Source organism: Actinoplanes sp. NPDC049599 (assembly GCF_044465625.1).
Taxonomy (GTDB): domain Bacteria; phylum Actinomycetota; class Actinomycetes; order Mycobacteriales; family Micromonosporaceae; genus Actinoplanes.
This window is the reverse complement of record NZ_JBITLX010000005.1, coordinates 39,484-57,407: the sequence shown is the minus strand read 5'-3', so window position 1 is coordinate 57,407 and position 17,924 is coordinate 39,484. Positions and strand designations below refer to the sequence as shown.

At 72.5% G+C, this 17,924-nt stretch carries 12 protein-coding genes; 4 read left to right on the top strand and 8 right to left on the bottom strand.

The genetic code is table 11. The features are described from left to right. Positions 1 to 60: 60 nt before the first annotated feature. Positions 61 to 1,662, bottom strand: a complete 1,602-nt coding sequence (locus tag ACIBQZ_RS11290) for a chitinase (RefSeq protein WP_396088444.1) — start codon at positions 1,660 to 1,662, stop codon at positions 61 to 63. 188 nt (positions 1,663 to 1,850) lie between these two features. Between ACIBQZ_RS11290 and ACIBQZ_RS11285 the strand changes: the two genes are divergently transcribed. Beyond that, positions 1,851 to 4,898 carry an EAL domain-containing protein gene (locus tag ACIBQZ_RS11285; protein ID WP_396088443.1) on the top strand — a complete coding sequence of 1,016 codons (3,048 nt, stop codon included), beginning with the start codon at positions 1,851 to 1,853 and terminating at the stop codon, positions 4,896 to 4,898. A 4-nt stretch (positions 4,899 to 4,902) separates the two neighbouring features. Here the strand turns inward: ACIBQZ_RS11285 and ACIBQZ_RS11280 are convergent, their stop codons facing one another. Then, the gene (locus tag ACIBQZ_RS11280; protein WP_396088442.1) at positions 4,903 to 6,105 is read right to left on the bottom strand and encodes an endonuclease; all 1,203 of its coding nucleotides are present in this window, start codon (positions 6,103 to 6,105) and stop codon (positions 4,903 to 4,905) included. Positions 6,106 to 6,244: 139 nt separating this feature from the next. Here ACIBQZ_RS11280 and ACIBQZ_RS11275 point away from each other — a divergent pair, with 139 nt between their 5' ends. From ACIBQZ_RS11275 to ACIBQZ_RS11265, 3 genes are all read left to right on the top strand, one after another. Further along, a complete protein-coding gene (locus ACIBQZ_RS11275) occupies positions 6,245 to 7,558 on the top strand; it encodes an alpha/beta hydrolase (protein ID WP_396088441.1) in 1,314 nt (437 codons plus the stop codon). A gap of 91 nt (positions 7,559 to 7,649) precedes the next feature. Next, positions 7,650 to 8,087: a hypothetical protein gene (locus ACIBQZ_RS11270; RefSeq protein WP_396088440.1), complete on the top strand. Its 438-nt coding sequence runs from the start codon at positions 7,650 to 7,652 to the stop codon at positions 8,085 to 8,087. Between the two features lie 67 nt (positions 8,088 to 8,154). Beyond that, positions 8,155 to 8,964: an SAM-dependent methyltransferase gene (locus tag ACIBQZ_RS11265; RefSeq protein ID WP_396088439.1), complete on the top strand. Its 810-nt coding sequence runs from the start codon at positions 8,155 to 8,157 to the stop codon at positions 8,962 to 8,964. Between the two features lie 8 nt (positions 8,965 to 8,972). On the opposite strand, the gene ACIBQZ_RS11260 is transcribed toward ACIBQZ_RS11265, so the two are convergent. From ACIBQZ_RS11260 to ACIBQZ_RS11235, 6 genes are all read right to left on the bottom strand, one after another. Then, positions 8,973 to 9,410 carry a lamin tail domain-containing protein gene (locus tag ACIBQZ_RS11260; protein WP_396088438.1) on the bottom strand — a complete coding sequence of 146 codons (438 nt, stop codon included), beginning with the start codon at positions 9,408 to 9,410 and terminating at the stop codon, positions 8,973 to 8,975. Positions 9,411 to 9,547: 137 nt separating this feature from the next. Then, the gene (locus ACIBQZ_RS11255; protein WP_396088437.1) at positions 9,548 to 10,417 is read right to left on the bottom strand and encodes an alpha/beta fold hydrolase; all 870 of its coding nucleotides are present in this window, start codon (positions 10,415 to 10,417) and stop codon (positions 9,548 to 9,550) included. A gap of 81 nt (positions 10,418 to 10,498) precedes the next feature. Next, positions 10,499 to 11,476 carry a hypothetical protein gene (locus tag ACIBQZ_RS11250; protein WP_396088436.1) on the bottom strand — a complete coding sequence of 326 codons (978 nt, stop codon included), beginning with the start codon at positions 11,474 to 11,476 and terminating at the stop codon, positions 10,499 to 10,501. Next, positions 11,473 to 12,972: an OmpL47-type beta-barrel domain-containing protein gene (locus tag ACIBQZ_RS11245; RefSeq protein ID WP_396088435.1), complete on the bottom strand. Its 1,500-nt coding sequence runs from the start codon at positions 12,970 to 12,972 to the stop codon at positions 11,473 to 11,475. The genes ACIBQZ_RS11250 and ACIBQZ_RS11245 overlap by 4 nt, the downstream gene beginning before the upstream one ends. Continuing rightward, positions 12,969 to 16,865 (bottom strand): ThuA domain-containing protein, encoded by a 3,897-nt coding sequence (locus ACIBQZ_RS11240; RefSeq protein ID WP_396088434.1) that lies wholly within the window; start codon positions 16,863 to 16,865, stop codon positions 12,969 to 12,971. Before ACIBQZ_RS11240 ends, ACIBQZ_RS11245 begins: the two co-directional genes overlap by 4 nt. 18 nt (positions 16,866 to 16,883) lie before the next feature. Further along, the gene (locus ACIBQZ_RS11235; RefSeq protein WP_396088433.1) at positions 16,884 to 17,921 is read right to left on the bottom strand and encodes a multicopper oxidase domain-containing protein; all 1,038 of its coding nucleotides are present in this window, start codon (positions 17,919 to 17,921) and stop codon (positions 16,884 to 16,886) included. Between the last annotated feature and the right edge of the window lie 3 nt (positions 17,922 to 17,924).

Below are 17,924 nucleotides of genomic sequence, written 5' to 3'. Positions count from 1 at the left end.
TGCGAGAACAAGAACGGTAATCGTTTTCAATAAGTATCGTCCAATGGCAAGACGACGATGTCAGCCGGGCTCACCCGGCACCGTGAACAGCGGCTGCCACGGGTCGTCCGGGTCGGTCGGGAACTCCGTCGAGGGCGCGTCACCCGTCGTCGACCACCGGGCCTGGTACGGCAGCCCGTCCAGCAGCACCCGGTCGCCGCGGCCGTAGACCGTCGCCGGTGACCACACCTCGGTCACCCCGGTCACCGTCGGGCTGGGCCGGGGCGCGGTCTCGGTCGGGCTGACCGGGCCGATCACCGACCACGGGTTCGGGGTGGTGGAGTCGCCCGACCCGGACGGGTCCATCCCCTGGTTCGCCCACTTCGCCTCGTAGACGACGCCGTGCCAGACCACCTTGTACCCGCCGACGTACAGCGCGCTGAGCCGCCACACCGGGTACGGGCTGGTCTCCGGGTCGTCGGTGACCGGCTCCCGGTCGGCGATCGCCACCGACTCCCGGCCGGACGAGCCCACCGCGCTGCCGGGCAGCCCCGCGAAGACCGAGGAGAACGCCAGCGCGTCCTGGGCCACCCCGCTGCACGTGTTGGAGTGCACGACCACGTTGGTGAAGGTGCCGCGGCACTTGGCGTCGCGGTTCAGCGACCACATCGACACCCGGCCGAGGCCCTTGTCGACGGCGAACGTGGCGAGCCCGCGCGCGTCGTCGAGGGTGAAGCGCTCGGCGTCCACGTCGTTCTGGCCGATCATCGGGGTGGCCCCGATCCGCGACCACACCTGCGGCGACGTCAGCTGCACCCCGAGCCGCAGGTAGAGGTCGGAGAGCTGCTTGTGGGTGGCCTCCAGCGCCTGCAGGGACAGCTCCAGCATGTCGGGGTCGGAGCCGGCCGCCGAGCCGAAGTCCATCGTCATGACGTTGACCCCGCGCAGCGCCACGCCGCCCTCCAGCGTCGCCCGCACCGCGCCGAGCCCGTCGGCGGTCAGGCCCTCCGGCGCCACCGGCAGGGTCAGCCACACCTCCAGCGGCTTGCCCGCCTTCGTGCCCTCGGCCTGCAGCGCCGCCAGCGCGAGCGCGCGCCGGCGCAGCGACGCCTGGTCCGCGACGGCCGTGCCCTCGATGTCCAGGTCCAGGGTCCCGACGTCGTAGCGCCGCACCAGCTGCCGGTAGGCGTCGGTCAGCCGGGCCTGGTCGGTGCAGGCCACCGCGAGCTCGGAGTTGTTCAGCCCGCCGACGCTGAGCATGATGCTGCCGCCGGCCGCCCGCAGCTGGCTGATCCGGCGGTCCAGCTCCAGCGAGGCGGCCGCCTCGTCCGGGCTGTACGCGCCGCCCCAGCTGGGCGCGCACGGCTCCTGCGGGTCGGCGACCACAAACGCCAGCGCCACGTCGTTGGCCGGGTTCGCCTCCGGGTCCTGGAACTCGAAGGTCGGGGTCAGCGTCACGTCCACGTACGGCACCGCCCACGACTTCGCGGTCGGGCCGGCGGTGTCCCGCAGGTGCAGCACCGCGATCGTGCCGCCGGCGCCGAGGCCGCCCAGCACCAGGATCAGCACGCCCAGCCGCAGCCAGGACAGCCGCTCGGCGGGCGCCTCCGGCTCCTCCCAGTCCAGGTCGGCCAGGGGATCGTCGTCCGGCCGCACGGACGGGGTGGCGCGGTCGGTGAGCATGGTGGCCCTTCCGTCGTAGTCCTCGGCGGGGCATACCCCTCAGCAGGTGATTCGGCAGATTCCCCGGCGACTGAAGGACGAAGGCGGCAAAACCTTTAAGACCCGGCGCGCAACCGCCGATGGGAGATCGTGCGGGGTCGACGATCCCGGGGCCGGCCGCTGTTCGCACGTACCGTGAAGGGTCTTCCATGCAGCGCAACTCGGTGGACCAGCGGATGCCGGACGCCCGGCGTCAGTGGGGGTCCGACCGGCGGTCGGCACCGCATCCGCTGGTGCCGGCGCCCATCTCCGAGGGACGCATCGCCCGGGGACGGCTCGCGATCGTGCTGACCATCACGGTCTGGGCCTGCTACCTGATCGGCACGATCATCCAGCAGTTCATCGCCGGCCGGGCCACCAGCGCGCGCCTGGTCATCGAGGCGATCGTGTACATGGTCGTGGTCACCGGGCTGGCCGCCTCGGCCACCGCGTACCTGATCACCCGGATCGGCTACTTCTACCGCAGCCGGGCGCACCACCGGGCGCCGCGGATCGTGCTGGACAACTTCCTGCAGGGCGCGACGCCGTCGGTGACGGTCATCGTGCCGTCGTACCAGGAGGACGAGCGGGTCATCCGCACCACCCTGCTGTCGGCGGCGTTGCAGGAGTACCACGACCTGCGGGTGGTGCTGCTCATCGACGACCCGCAGCAGCCGCGCACCCGGGCCGCCCGGGACCTGCTGCTGGCCGCCCGCACGCTGCCGGGCGCGATCGAGGCCGAGCTCGCCGTCCCGTACGGACGGGTGCAGGCCGCCTACGAGCGGTTCGAGCAGACCCTGGACGAGCGCGACGACCGGGTCACCACCGCCGACGACATGCGCGACCTCGCCGCCGAGTACCGGTTCGCGGCCGGCTGGCTCTACGGCCTGGGCCATCGGCAGGAGATGGTCGACCACACCGACGCCTTCTTCGTCGACCACATCCTCAACGCGCTCGGCGACGACCTCGGCACCATCGCCGAGGCGCTGGAGAACGGCGCCGACGAGAAGGCCACACTGCCCGCGGAACGGCTGATCCAGCTGCACCGCCGGCTGCTCGCCGTCTTCGACGCGACCATGACGAGCTTCGAGCGCAAGCGGTACGTGTCGCTGTCGCACGAGCCCAACAAGGCGATGAACCTCAACAGCTACATCGGCCTGATGGGCGGCAGTTACCAGGAGGTGGGCACGCCGCTGGGGGTCGCGCTGGTGCCGGCCGGGCCGGGGCAGGCCGAGCTGATCGTCCCGGACCCGGACTACGTGCTGACCCTGGACGCCGACAGCGTGCTGCTGCCGGAGTACTGCCTGCGGCTGGTGCACCTGATGGAGCAGGGCGCGCACGAGCGGGACGCGGTGGCGCAGACGCCGTACAGCGCGTTCCCCGGCTCGGCGACCCGGATCGAGCGCATCTCCGGCGCCACCACCGACATCCAGCACATCGTCCACCAGGGCATGACGCACTACGACGCGACGTTCTGGGTCGGCGCCAACGCGGTGCTGCGCAAGAAGGCGCTGGACGACATCCGCGAGATCGCGTACGAGGGCGACTGGGAGATCCGCCGCTACATCCAGGACCGGACCGTCATCGAGGACACCGAGTCCACCATCGACCTCGGGGTGCACGGCTGGACGCTGTACAACTACCCGGAGCGGATGGCCTACAGCGCCACGCCGCCGGACTTCGGCTCGCTGTGCATCCAGCGCCAGCGCTGGGCCAACGGCGGCCTGCTGATCCTGTCCCGGCTCAAGGACCAGTTCCGGGCCCGGGCCGCGCGCGGCAAGAAGAACCGCTTCGGCGAGTTGTTCCTGCGGGTGAACTACATGGCCTCCATCTTCTGGAGCTCCGTGTGCCTGATCGTCATGCTGGTCTACCCGTTCAACGCCGACCTGCTCAACCCGATCCTGCTGCTGGTGTCGGTGCCGTACTTCCTGATGATGAGCGCGGACCTGAAGGCGTGCGGCTACAAGCGGCTGGACGTGCTGCGCGTCTACGGCTTCAACCTGATCCTGCTGCCGGTCAACCTCTCCGGCAGCTTCGCCTCGATCCTCCAGCTGCTCACCGGCGAGAAGAGCGCGTTCAAACGGACCCCGAAGGTCCGCAACCGGACCACCTCGGCCACCACGTACCTGGTCGCGCCGCTGGCCCTGATCGCGTTCTGCGGGTACACGGTGGTCCGCGACGTGCAGCTGCACCTGTGGGACAACCTGGTCTTCGCCGGGCTGAACCTGGTGCTGGCCTCGTACGCGATGATCGCGTACGTGGGCCTGGGCAACACCCTGGTCGACTTCTTCACCCACCTGCGGCACTGGCTGTACCGTCCGGTGCAGCCGAAGAAGCGGGGCCGCGGGGCCGGCGCCGCGCAGCGGCCGGCCGGCACCGCCCACGCCGAGAACCGCGCGATGGTGCCGAACGGCGCCATCGGCGACTGGGCCTCGGTGCTGCACTACCGCTCCGACCGGGGCTCCTCCGGGCTGGTCGCGGTCCGCTCGTCGCAGACGGCGACCGCGGGCAAGGCCAAGCGCGGGCCGCAGGGCCCGCAGTCCCGGTCGAGCTCCTTCGAGGAGTTCACCTTCTTCACCGTCTTCCAGCCGATCTTCGAGCTCGACACCGGCGAGGTGGTGGGCTACGAGGCCCTCACCCGGTTCGCCGACGGCACCCGGCCGGAGCGCGGGCTGGCCGCCGCCGAGGCCCGGGGCCTGCACATCGACCTCGACGCGGCCCTGATGCGGGCCGCGATGGCGTCGGCCGGCGCCCTGCCGGAGCACACCTGGCTGGCGCTGAACGTCTCCAGCGACCTGCTGCGCCGGCCCCGCGAGCTGGAACCGCTGCTGGCGGAGAGCACCCGGCCGCTGGTGCTGGAGGTCACCGACACCGACGGCGCCGACCTCGAGCACCTGCCGCCGGGGGTGCGGATCGCGGTCGGTGACGCCGGCGCCGGCTACGACACCCTGGCCCGGATGGAGGCGCTGAAGCCGGGCTTCCTCAAGCTGGGCCGGGCGTCGCTGGCCGGCGTCGAGACCGAGGGCGCCCGCCGCGCCTCGATCCGTTCCCTGGTGGACTTCGCCCGCGAGCACGGCTGCACCGTCATCGCCGAGGGCATCGAGTCGGCGCAGCAGCGCGACGCGCTGGTCGCCTGCGGCGTGCCCCTGGGCCAGGGCTTCTATCTCGGCAGGCCGGTCCCGGTGGAACGGGCCCTCGCGGACGCGGCGAGCCGTTGACGGATCACCCGAAGATCGAGGTCACCCACTCCGGGTGGTCGATGAACGGGTTGCGGTTGCGCTGGTAGTTGCTGTAGATCAGCTCGTTGCGGCGCTTCTCGAAGGCGTCCGGCGGGTCCTGGGTGTTCCACTGCTTGAGCGCGGAGAGCCGGCCCAGCCGCGGCGCGGTGCCGCTGCCGGTGGCGTCGTCCACCTCGAGGTCGGGGAAGGTGCCGCCCTCGTAACGGACCGCCATGTAGAAGATCATCCGGGCCACGTCGCCCTTGACCGCGGCGCGCGGCTCCCAGGAGTCGCTGTCGGTCTTGTTACCCGGCGCGGACGAGACGGCGGTGCCGCCGTTGTCGAAGTCCTTGTTGTCGCGCAGGGCGTTGACCTGGACGTCCTCGGGGCGCAGGTGGTGCAGGTCGGTGCCGGGGCCGTTGGCGGTGCCGAAGTCGCCGTGTGACTTGGCCCAGACGTGCTCGCGGTTCCAGTCGCCGACGTCGCCGCCGTTGAGCGTCTTCGACCGGCTGGTGCCGGAGTAGAGCAGGATCACGTTCGCGGAGTTCGCCGGGTCCTGGTCGGTGACCTTGAGCGCGTTCCACACCGCGTCGTACGACAGCGTGGTCACGCCGCTGGAGATGATGCCGTTCAGCGCGGTCTTCAGGCTCTCGCCGGTCTTGCCGGCCGCGGCGGCGTAGTAGGCGCTGGTCGAGCCGGTCGGCGTCGGGGTCGGCGTGCCGGTGCCGGTCGGTGTCGGCGTCGGGGTGGCGCCGCCGCGGGTCATCGCGGTCGGGGACTTGAGGCCGGCGTGGGTGAAGTAGGCGGTCAGCGTGCCGGTCACGGTGATCACCGACCGCATCAGCCCGGGGTTGCTCTGCAGCCCGAAGCTCGCCCGGTAGGTGCTGGTGATCTGCACGTACAGCATGTCGGCGGTGTCGGTCTCGGTGCTGCTGTCGGCGATCGCGAGCGCGGTGTCGCCGGTGAAGTTGGCGGTGAGCACCGTGCTGGTGGCGGTGGGCTGGCCGACGACGTAGCCGCGGACCGTACCGGTGCCGCTCTGGCTGCTGATCGCCTGCGCGACCGTGAGGGTGGCGGCGGCCGCGGGCAGCATCCCCGGCGGCGCCCCGACGGGGGCCCGGAACATCGTGACGACCAGGGCGAGCAGGGCGAGAAGCGCGGGCATCGTGAGCGCCACGACGCGCCGGTGCGCTGTCGGTCCGGACATGTGCACTCCGTTCACCAGGCCATATCGATGATGCTGAGATTATGGGAGAGCCGCTCGGCCCGGACGCCATACCGACTTCGTCATACGGGCGTGGCCGCACTCATAGTGCACAATGATGGTTGTCCATGAGGAGGAGCCCGTGCCGATCTCTCGCCGAAGCCTGCTGTCCCTGGGCGCCGCGGCCGCACTCGCCGCCACCGGCCTGACCCCGCCCGCCGCGCGCGCCGCCGAACCCGGCGCCGCCTACCGCCCGGTCGTCTTCGTGCACGGCAGCGCGGGATCGGCCCTGCAGTTCCGGACCCAGGCCAAGCGCCTGGCCGGCAACGGCTACCCGAGCACCGTCATCGAGGCCCACGAGTACGACTCGCCGAACATCGCCACCGTCCTGCCGGAGGTGTATGCCGGGCTGGACGCCCGGATCGGCCGGTTGCTCGCCGCCACCGGCGCCGACCGGGTGGACCTGCTCGCGCACTCGCTCGGCACCTTCGTCATCCAGGGCTACCTGAACAGCTCCCCGGCGCGGGCGGCCCGGGTGGCCCACTACGTCAACCTGGACGGTCGGACCGCCGCCGCGCTGCCCGGCGGCGTGCCGACGCTCGCGATCTGGGGCGAGGGCGACCCGGCCCGGACGGTCGCCGGCGCGACCAACGTGTCCTTCCCGGACCAGTCCCACACCGAGACGGTCTCGTCGGCGGCGTCCTTCCGGGAGATCTACCGGTTCCTGCGGGGCCGGGAGCCGCGCACCACCCGGGTCGTCCCGCAGCCCGCGGGCGCCGTCCACGTCGCCGGCCGCGCCGTGATCTTCCCCAGCAACGCCGGGGTCGCCGGCGCGACCCTCGAGCTCTACCCGGTGAGCCCGCTGACCGGGCACCGCCGTACGGCCCGGCCGGCGCACGTGACCTCGCTGGCCGCCGACGGCTCGTTCGGGCCCCTGCCGGTACGCCCGCACACCCGGTACGAGTTCGCCCTGCTGCGCCCGGGGCAGGCGACGCATCATTTCTACTTCGCGCCGTTCCTGCGTACCGACACGCTCGTCCGCCTGCTCACCAGCCGGCCGGGCGAGGGCATCGGCGCGCTGGTCGACGTCAGCGACCGGCACACGGCCCTGACCATCCAGCGCCAGCAGGAGTGGTGGGGCGACCAGGGTGCGGCCGGCGACCGCCTGTGGATCAACGGCCGGGACGTGCTCACCCCGGCGAACGCGCCACGGGCCAAGCGGGTGATCGGCATCTTCGCGTTCGACGACGGCAGCGACGGCGTCACCGACCTGCGCGCGCCGCTGCCGGAGTTCTTCGCCCAGCCCTTCCTCACCGGCATGGACGTGTTCATCCCGGCGGGCGGGCGCCCCGGCTTCGTCTCCGTCGTGGTCCGCGGGCGCGGCGGTGACCTGACCGTGCTCCCGGTGCCCAACTGGCGGTCCAGCACGCACCGCGTTTCGGTGGAAATCGGCTGAAAACCGGTGCCGCCGGGCGGCTCACGGCGTTGTCCGGGGTGAGGGTCATCCACCATCCCCGGGCACCGGGGAGCAGCGCACAGGAGCAACCATGCAGTCTCTCGTCACCCGAGCCGTCGGCGTGCTCGCCGCAGCCGGCGTCGCCGTCGGCCTGGCCGCCGTCCCCGCCGCGGCGGCCGGGCCCACCTTCGACCTGAGCGCCCGCGGCGTCACCGCGTACGGCCGCTACGACGTCATGATGAGCATCCCGGAGCGGCCCGTCCCGCCGATCCAGATCCGCGGCACCCTCGCGGTCACCAGGCACGACCGGTGCGGCGTGATCCAGCTCGCCGAAAACGGCCCGGCGGACGGCATCGAGTGGCGGACGCTGCGCGCGCGGTGCGGCCGGGGCACGACCACCTTCCGGGCCCGGACGGGCTACCTGTGGGGCGGCGCCACGCCGGGGCTGCGGCTCTGCTCCGGGCGTACCGTGCGGCGGGCGGAGCTCGCCCGGCAGTGCGACGTCCACCAGCCGGCGGCGGCGCGCTGAAACCGGCTCCGGCGGGCGCGGCCGGTCGCGCCCGCCGGAGCCGGTCCCGGTGGTTACCATCGATCCCGTGACCGGCAGCTCGGACCCACACCACGCCGTCGTCGACAGCTCCGTCGCGCACACCGCGCGGATCTGGAACTACTGGCTGGGCGGCAAGGACAACTTCGCCGCCGACCGCGCCGTCGGCGACCAGGTGCAGCGCTTCCTGCCGGACATCGTCGCCTCGGCCCGGGCCGACCGGGCGTTCCTCCGGCGGGCCGTCCGCCACCTGGTCGCCGACGCCGGCATCCGCCAGTTCCTCGACATCGGTACGGGCCTGCCCACGGCCGGCAACACCCACGAGATCGCCCAGACGATCGCCCCGGAGGCCCGGGTCGTGTACGCCGACAACGACCCACTGGTGCTGGCGTTCGCGCGCACGCTGCTCACCAGCACCGCGGCCGGCGCGACCGACTACATCAACGCCGACGCCCGGGACACCGCCACGATCCTGCGGCAGGCCGGCGCGACGCTCGACCTGACCCGGCCGGTGGCGGTCATGCTGCTCGGCGTGCTGAACTTCATCGGCGACGACGAGCAGGCCCGGGCGGTGGTCCGGGAGCTGATGGCCGCGGTGCCGTCCGGCAGCTACCTGGCCGTCGCCCACCCGACAACCGAGATCAGGCCGGCGGAGTCCGCCGCCGCGGCCCGGCGGTGGAACGAGACGGCAGTCCCGCCGATCACGCTGCGCAGCCGGGCCGGCATGCTGCGCTGGTTCGCCGGCCTGGAGCTGCTGGAGCCGGGCGTGGTCACCTGCACGAAGTGGCGCCCCGAGCCGGGCGACCCGGCGGCGGGCACGGACGTCTACCAGTTCTGCGGCCTGGCCCGGAAGCCCTGAGGCCCGGGTCAGCCGAAGACCGGCGGCGCGACGGCGCCCCCGTCGCCATCACCCGGGGATTCCGGCACCGCGGGCGGCTGCGTCCGCGTTGTCGTCTGCGTCGGTGCCGGCCGGGTCGTCGGCGGGGCCGGCGGCTTGGTGGTCCTGGCCGGCGCCGGCGCGCAGGTGGTCACCGAGCCCGTCGAACCCCACACGCACTTGTGCACGAACCCGCCCGTGCCGGTCCGCAGCGTCGCCGTGTCCCCGGTGTTGTTCCAGATGTAGGACTTCGAACCCCAGTAGAGGTGCCCGGAGGGCTTGTTCGCGGTGCCGCGTCCGGTGTGCACGGTCAGGGTCGCGCCGGCCTTCAGCGTGCCGGTGAGCTGGTAGGTGTGCCCGGCGACATCCTTGACCGTCCAGCCGGAGACGCTGACCGCTTCTTGGTCTTGTTGGTCACCTGGAACCATTCGCCGTTCAGGCCCCTGCGGACAGCGTGGGACATGGGTTCCTTCGGGGTGTCGGGTCCGGACCGGCACCCAGCCTGGCAGAATGCCGGGCCGGCGACAGCACACGGTCGGGCGACCCGGCAGGGACGAACGGGCGGTCAGGTCGCGTCCAGCACCTCGCGCAGGCGGGCCGCGAACTCCGCCGGCTTGCCCGCGTAGCCGAACTGGCCGCCCAGGAAGCCGCCGTGGTGGCTCGGGAACACCGTGGCCTCCTGGCCGAGCAGCGCCGCGACGCCGAGGGCGGTCCGCGCGGTGTACGTGCCCGCCGACTCCTCCCCCACCGCGACCACGACCCGGGTCGGCGCGGCGTTCAGCAGGGCCGGGTCGGGCCGGTAGTCGGTGATCGCCCACGAGCTCTTGGACAGCAGCGGGTCGTCGCGGTTGCCGTCGTCGCCGGCCGGCATGCCGAAGGCGGCCGGGTCGGGCGCGGGCTGGGCGAAGTAGGCGTCGGTGAACTCGCCCTGCCAGCTGGTCATGGTGATGAAGGCGGCCATGCCCGCGCCGGCGCCCTTCGCCTGGTAGGCCTCGTGGAAGCCCGCCCGGGCCCGGTCGGCGGCCTCGGCGTCGGGCAGCACGCAGGTGATCGGCGGCTCGTGCGCCACCAGCGTGAGCACGTCGCCGGGATGGGTCGCGACCAGCTCGAGGCCGGTCACCGCGCCGCCGCTGCTGCCGAAGATCTCGACCGGGCCGGCGCCGAGCTCCTCGATCAGCAGGTGCAGGTCGGCCGCCTGGTGCTGCGGGGTGTGGTCGGTGCGCCCGTCCTTGCGGACGCTGCGGCCCAGACCACGCGGATCGTAGGTGACCACGGTGCGGTCCGGGAAGTGCTCGGCGAGCGCCCCGAAGCCCTCCGCGGTCATCGGCTGGCCGATCATGAGCAGGACCGGCCGCCCGTCGGCCGGGGGCAGCGGGCCGCGGACGTCATAGACCAGGTCGACGCCGGGGGCGGCGAGGGTGAACGTCTTCGTCATGCCGGTGAGAATACGTCCCGCACCGCCTGGTGGGGCCGCGGTTCCCCGGGCCGCGCCCGGGGAACCGCGGCCTCACCGGGCTCAGAGATCGGCGTCGCCCGCCGCGTCCGCTTCCCGCACCGCGGACGACGTCCGGGCTGCGGCGCGCTGCTCCGCTCTCGCCTCGCGCTCCGGGGCGCCGCGCCTCGCCAGGGCCTTCGCCGCCGCCGCGCCCTGCTCCCCCGCCAGGCCGCCGCGGACCCGGTTGTTCGCCGCCACCCGGGCCACCGGCGTGTTCGCGGTCGTCGTCAGCCTGCCGTCGATGATGGTGTCGTCGACGGTCACCCCGCCCGTGGTGTTGCTGATGTTCACGTCGCGTCCCCAGTAGCCGCCGGAGGCGCAGCCGTCGAGGGCGCCGTTCGGCCCCAGCTGGACGCCGCCGAGGTTGCCCGCGAACGTGGCCCGGCCCCGGACCGCGCTGCCGCAGACCACGCTGCCGGTGGCGCTGTTGAGCACCGACAGCGTGCCGTCCACGAAGGAGTCGTGCAGGTCGGTGTAGTAGGTGCCCGCGGTGCTGACGTTGCCGGTCACCTCGGTGGTCCGGTCGAGCCGGACCTCGCCCGCGTTCGCGGTCACCGTCCCGTCGACGGCGGCGTTCTCGGTGAACAGGAAGCTGTCGATCGTCGCCGCGCCCTTCGCCCGTACGGTGATCGACGCGGTCCCGGAGTCCCGGAGGAACACGCCGTAGCCGCCCGAGGCCAGGTCGATGCCGCCGCCGACGGCGGTGTCGCCGGCGTCCAGGTAGCCGTCCGCGGCGACCTGGATGTCGCCGCTGATCCGGCCACCGGTGATCACCAGGTTGGCGCCCGCGGCGACGCTGACGTTGCCGGTGACGGTGGTGCCGGTCAGCGCGCACGACTGGCCGGCCGGCACCAGCAGGTCGTTGGGCACGGTCACCGCGCCGCCGGTGCCGACGCAGTGGGTGACCAGGTCGGCCCTGGCGCCGGTGGGAGCCATCGTCAGCGCCGCGGCGGTGACGACGGCAGTGGCGGTGGCCAGCTTCGCGGCGGTACGTCTCATCGCTGTGCTCCCTTGACGACGTCCGAGCGGGCGGCTGCCCGCACGATGGTGCCCTGCTGACGGGCGGTGAGCCGGCCGGCGGCGACCAGCGGCGCGGTGACCGCCTCGACGTGCCGGACGAACGCCGCGTGGGTCGGGTAGCCGGCGTGCTCGGCGATCAGGTCGTTGATCGTGCAGCCGTTGCCGGTGTCGGCGTTGCGGACGCCGGTGTCCTCGGCGCCGATGATCACCGTGGCGCGGGTGTCGGGGACTGGGCAGTCGCCGGGGCCGGGTGGCACGACCGTGAACGCCACGGTCCTCTCCGCCGCCACGTTCCCCGCGCCGTCCGTGGCCCGGTAGCGCACGGTGTGCGCGCCCGCCGCGGTGACGGTGACCGGCGCCGTGTACGCCGTCCAGGCGCCCGCGTCGAGGGCGTACTCAATCGAGGCGACCCCTGAGGCGGCGTCCGTGGCCGTGACCGTGACGACCGCGATGCCCGGCTGCTGGGTGTTGACCGTGGCCGCGGTGACCGGCGGGGTGGTGTCCGGGACCGGCGCTGCGACCACGGTGAAGCTCGCCATCTGCTCGGCCGAGGTGTTGCCGGCGGCGTCGGTGGCCCGGAAGTGCACCATGTGCGCCCCGACCGTGCTGACGACGACCGGCGCGGCGTAGCGGGCGAAGGCCCCACCGTCCACGTTGTACTCGATCCGGACGACCCCGGAGCCGGCGTCCGTGGCGGTGATCGTCACGGTGGCCGAGCCGAGGTAGTTGCCGTCGGCATCCCGGGAACCCGACACCGCCGACGAAGCGACCGGTGGGGTGGTATCGGTCGGCCCCGGCGCCACCACGGTGAAGGCAACCGAACCCACCGCGGACACATTGCCGGATCTGTCCGTCGCCCGGAACTGCACGGAGTGGTCGCCGACCGCGGTGACCGCCACCGGCTGCGGGTAGCGCGTCCAGCTCGTGTCATCGATCTGGTATTCAACGGTGTCCACACCCGACCCCGCGTCGGAGGCGTTCACGGTGACCGTCGCCGTGCCGAGGTAGCTGCCGGAAGCGTCGCGTGAACCGGAGACGGATGCGGAGACCGTCGGCGCGGTGGTGTCCGGCTCACCCGGGCCGTCGGTGACGACGAGCTCGCCGACCATCGTGCTGTGCCCGGGGATCGAGCAGAAGTAGCGGTACCTCCCCGGGGTGAGGGTGACGGCCGCCTGGTGCCGGCCGTTGTTGGCGTCGAACGGGCCGGCCAGGATGTTGAGGCTGACGTCGTGGTTGTAGCCCTCGGCAGTGGTGTCGAAAGTGAGCGTGTGCGGCATGCCGGTGGTGTTGCCGGTGGCCGCGCTGTTCTCGAAGACGATCGTCGTCGCCCCGGCCGTGGCCGACGCGGGCGCCGACTTGTAGCGGGTGATGTCGTCGTCGGCGGTCCAGGTCAGGGTCCCCGCCGCCGCGGCGGCGGCCGGGGAGACCGCCACCGGGCAGAGCACCAGCAGCAGGCTCAGGAGGAGATACTTCATAGCGTCCTCACGCGGATGTTCTGGAAGTCCATCAGGTCGGTGTCGCTGTGGTTCTGCAGCCCGATGAAGCCGGCGGCGAACTGCCGCAGGTCGGTGGGCGGGTCGCCGGCCCGGGAGGACTGCTTGCCGGGCGTGTTGTCGAACTCGTTGATGACCACGCCGTTGCGCAGGATCGTGTAGTGCTGGCCGACCACCCGCACCTCGTAGCTGTTCCACACGTTCTTCGCGGTGACCCCGGCCTCGGCCAGCGGGTTGACGTCGAAGTTGTAGATCGAGCCGGTCTTCTGCGGTTCGCCGGTGTCGCCGTCGTACAGCTGCACCTCGTGTCCGCAGTAGATGGCCACCCACGCCTGCGAGGTCCGCGCCGAGCCCGTGGTGCCGCACGGCGGGCGGTCGGCGAGCGGGGTGCGCGGGTCCGGGAAGCGGGTGAAGACGCCGCTGTTGGCGCGGGCCGTGCCCGGGGCCCCGTCGCGGAACTGCAGCTTCAGCGAGAAGTCCCCGAACGGCTTGGTGTAGTACAGCATGCCCAGCCCGCCGCCGGCCCGCAGTGAGCCGTCCGGCTGGATGGTGAACTGGCCGGAGGGCGCCTGCTGCCAGCCGAGCAGGGACCCGGCGGTGCCGTCGAAGAGCGGCTCGTAACCCCGGTGCCCGGGCCGGCCGACGGCCGATCCGGCGGCCGCGCGGGTCAGGGCGCCCGCCTCGCGGCCGCTGAGCGGGACCGTACGGGTGACCGCGGTGACGTGCCGCACGAAGCTGTCGTGGTCCGCCCAGCTGCTCTCGTCGTCGATGAGGTCGTTGATGGTGCAGCCTTCGCCCACCGTCCGGTTCGGCACCCCGGTGTCGGTCTCGTCCACCCACACCGTGGCCCGCGCGTCCGGCGTCGCACACCCGACCGTCACGGCCGTCTGCGCCGTCGCCGTCTCGCCGCCGGCGTAGGTGACCGTGAGCTTCGCGGTGTACCTGCCGACCTTCGCGTACGTGTGGCGCGGGTTCGCCTCGGCCGACGTGCCGCCGTCACCGAACTCCCAGCGGTAGGAGATGCCACCCGAGCGGGAGCCGGTGAAGGCGACGGTCAGCGGCTTGTTCTGCACGGCCACCGCGGTCGCGGCGGGCGCGGGGGTCGGCGCGCCGCCCTGATAGGCGATCCGGATCAGCTTCTGGTTGGCGTGCAGCGTGAAGAAGCCGCCGCCGTAGTCGAGCAAGTAGAGCGCGCCGTCCGGGCCGAACGTGGCGTCCATCCAGCTCTGCAGCCGGGTGTCGCCGGCACCGCCCGGGATGATCGCCCGCAGCGACTCGCCGAAGACCGGCGGGGCCTGCCGTGGCACCCCGGCCGGGTCGACGGTGACCGCGACCCGGTTGGCGGCGTTGGACTGGTCCCCGATGAACCACTTGTCGTCCCAGTACGCCGGCCACGCCACGCCGCTGGCGGTGTCCACCCGGTCCCGGTGGTAGGTCGGGCCGGACATGATGGCCTGTCCCCCGCCCCGCAGGTACGGCTGGGTGTACGTGGCGTCGGCCTTGACGTAGGTCGGGACGCCGCTGCCGTCCGCCCGGGGCGGGAAGACCGGCCCGCCGCCGTCCGGCGAGTACCAGATCATGTTGTCGCGCGCGGGCGGGAGGTCGGTCAGCCCGGTGTTGCGCGGCGAGGTGTTCTTCAGGTTGTCGCAGTCGTACCAGCCGGTGAGGACGGTGGCGTCGGTGCTGCTGCGGTCCCGGTACGGCTGCTTGTTGCCCATGCAGTAGGGCCAGCCCTGGTTGCCCGCCGAGGTGATGATGGTGGCGGTCTCGTACTTGGCCGGGCCGAGCGTGGGGCTGGGCGCCGCGGCGTCGGGACCCACCCAGCCGGCGGTCAGCCACTGCCGCTCCGGGTCGATCGCGAGCCGGGCGATGTTGCGCACGCCCATCACGTAGATCTCCGGGCGGGTCTTCGCGGTGCCGGGCGGGAACAGGTTGCCCTCGGGGATCGTGTACGTGCCGTCGGCCTCCGGGTGGATCCGGATGATCTTGCCGGCCAGGTCGTTGGTGTTGCCCGCGGTGCGCCGCGCGTCCTGGAACGAGACGCCCTGGTACTCGGCGGTCCAGTTGTTGCCGGAGTAGCCGCTGGAGCCCTCGGAGGAGTTGTTGTCGCCCGAGCCGACGTACAGGTTGCCCTGCTTGTCGAAGGCCATGCCGCCGCCGGCGTGGCAGCAGCTGTGGATCTGCACCGGGAACCGCAGCAGATCCTTGCGGGTCGCCACGTCGATGCTCCGGGTGGCCTTGTCGTAGGTGAGCCGGGAGATCGTCCGCTGCCCGATCCGTTTCTCCCGGTCGACGGAGTCGTACGGCATCCAGTAGACGTAGAGCCAGCCGTTGGTCGCGAAGGCCGGGTCGGGCACGATGCCGAGCAGGCCCTCCTCGTTCTTGACCAGCTCGGAGCCGCTGCCCCGGTTGCCCATCACCGGCAGCGTGGCCAGCAGCTCGACCTGCTTGCCGGCCGGGTCGTAGGAGTGGATGGTGCCGCAGCCCAGGCCGACGTCCGGGTTCGCCCAGTCGACGACCGGCCCGCTCGGGCAGGCGGCCTTGCCGACGTAGAAGACGGTGCCGTCGGGGGCGATGGTCAGGCCGTGCGGCTCGCCGATCTGGTCGAGCCGGCCGGCCTTGTTGGCGGCGGTCAGGCGCTCCACCTTGTAGTTCGCGGCGATCGTGGCCTGGCAGTCGCCGCGTTCGACGCCGGTGGTCCAGCGCAGCGCGCCGGCCAGGTGGCCGCGGAACGCGCTCTCGCCGTAGCTGCCCTCGGTGTGGCCCATGCCGGTGTAGAAGGACCGGCCGCCGTCGTAGTCACGGCACCAGGACACCGGATGGAACGGCCCGTTGGCGCCCAGGCCCGGGTCGTAGAAGCGCTCCTCGACCTGCGCGACGGTGTGGCCGGTGCCGATCGGGTTCGGATCCCAGTTGTACCAGCGGTCCGCGCGCCGCACGGTCATCGGCAGCGCCCTGGTCGCCGGGTGGTGCCGGTCGAGGATGTCCACCACCGCCTCGTGGACGGCCGGCGGCTGCGGTGCGGTCAGCGCGCCGGTGAACAGCCGCAGATCGGCCAGCTGGGTCAGCGGTTCGCCGCCGTTGGCGGTGACGGTCAGGCGGTAGAACTTGTACTCGGCCGCGCCGGTGACCTCGAACTTGCGGATCAGGTAGCGGTCGGTGAACGTCTGCCCGGCCCGCTTGTCCACGTCGGACCAGCTGGTGCCGTCGGCGGAGCCCTGCAGCGTCCAGTCCTTCGGGTCCCGGCCGGGCGAGTCGTTGGCCGAGGTGAGCGCGTAGCCGGTGACCGCGGTCGGCTTGCCCAGCTCGTAGCCGACCCAGGCGGTCGGCGTGCGCACCAGCCACTTGGTGTTCGGGTCGCCGTCGGTCAGCTTCTCCTTGGTCTCGTTGGGCGCGTTCTCCCCGCTGGCGGTCACCTTCGCGACCGGCTCCGGCACCGGGATGCTGCCCGCGGGCCGGGTGCCGATGAGCCCGGTGAACCAGGCCGAGTCCAGCTGCGCGCCCGCCGCGTCGGCGATGCCGACGAACCCGTTGCCCGCCCGCACGTAGCTCTGCAGCGCGGCCTCCTGCTCCCGGCTCAGCGCGGCGCCGGCCGCCGACAGGAACACCACGGCGCGGAAACGGGCGAGCGTGGCGGGAGCGAACGCCGCCGGGTCGGTGGTCTCGGTGACCGCGATGCTCTGCTCGGCGCCGAGCTCCTTGATCGCGGCGGCCGCCCGGGCCACCGGATCCTGCTGCTCCGCCGCCGGCCCGTGGAAGACCAGCACCTCGACCTGCTCCGGTACGGCCGGAGCCGCGTACCCGACCGCAGGCGGCCAGCCCAGCAGGAGCACGGCGACCGCCAGCGCTGCCCGCAGTAGTTGTCCTCGTCTCATCCCATGCCCTCTCGCTCGTCAGCCGTGCTGCGCACTGTGCTCACCCGCGGCGGAAAACCCAGGCAACTTCGTGTTGTGGACGTGGCCCTGAAAACGGTGGATCGCCTCCTGCGCGCCGGGCGGCATGCTGCCGTCGGCGTTGCGGACCAGGAAGATCCCGGCCATCCCGCCGTCGGAGTGGAACTGCACGTGGCAGTGGTACATCCAGGCGCCCGGCCCGACGCCCTCGCCGGCCACCACCTGGAAGCCGAAGGAGCTGCCCGGGTTGAGGTCCTTGTTGTCGATGACGGCGCTCGGATCGGCGGGACCCTCGAGCAGGCCGGTGCGGTTGTCCGCCCAGCGATGCGCGTGCAGATGGAACGTGTGGAAGGTGCCGCCGTGGCCGATGGCGAGCCATTCCACCCGCTGGCCGAGATTCGCCTCGAAGATCGGCGTGTCCGGCGCCATCCGGTTATTGATCATCATGTCGTTGAACACGACGGTGAACTGTTTCTCCGGCAGCAGGTCGCCGCGGCGCCGCACGACCAGGGCGCCGTACAGGCCCTTGGCGACCCCGCCGGTGCCGTGGTCGGTGCCCATCGCGTGATCGTGGTAGTGCCAGTAGCCGGCGCTGCCGGGCAGGAAACGCCGGCCCTCGGCGGCGACCATCTCCCGGGACCGCCACACGTAGGTGCGGGTCTCACCCGGGTTGTTGAAGGACGCGTTGAGCGGGCTGCCGTCGGAATCGGTGCGGTAGTCCACCCCGTGCGGGTGGATGGACAGCCGCTGGTTGGTGGTGTTGACCAGGGTGATCTCGAGGGTGTCGCCCTCCCACATCTCCAGCACCGGGCCCGGCACGGTCGCCGTGCCGGGCGCGAGCCCGTAGCCGAAGAGCCCGCCCGGCAGCGCCTCGGCGTAGATGGTGACCTTGCGGGTGGCGCCGGCCGCGGCCCGGGCCGGCTCGCCGCGCAGCGCGGCCGTCGCACCGGCCACCGAGGTCAGGCCCAAGGCTCCGCCGACCACCAGCGAGCGCCGGGACACGTTCTTCCGGGGCCACCTGACAACGTTGTCGTGCACAGA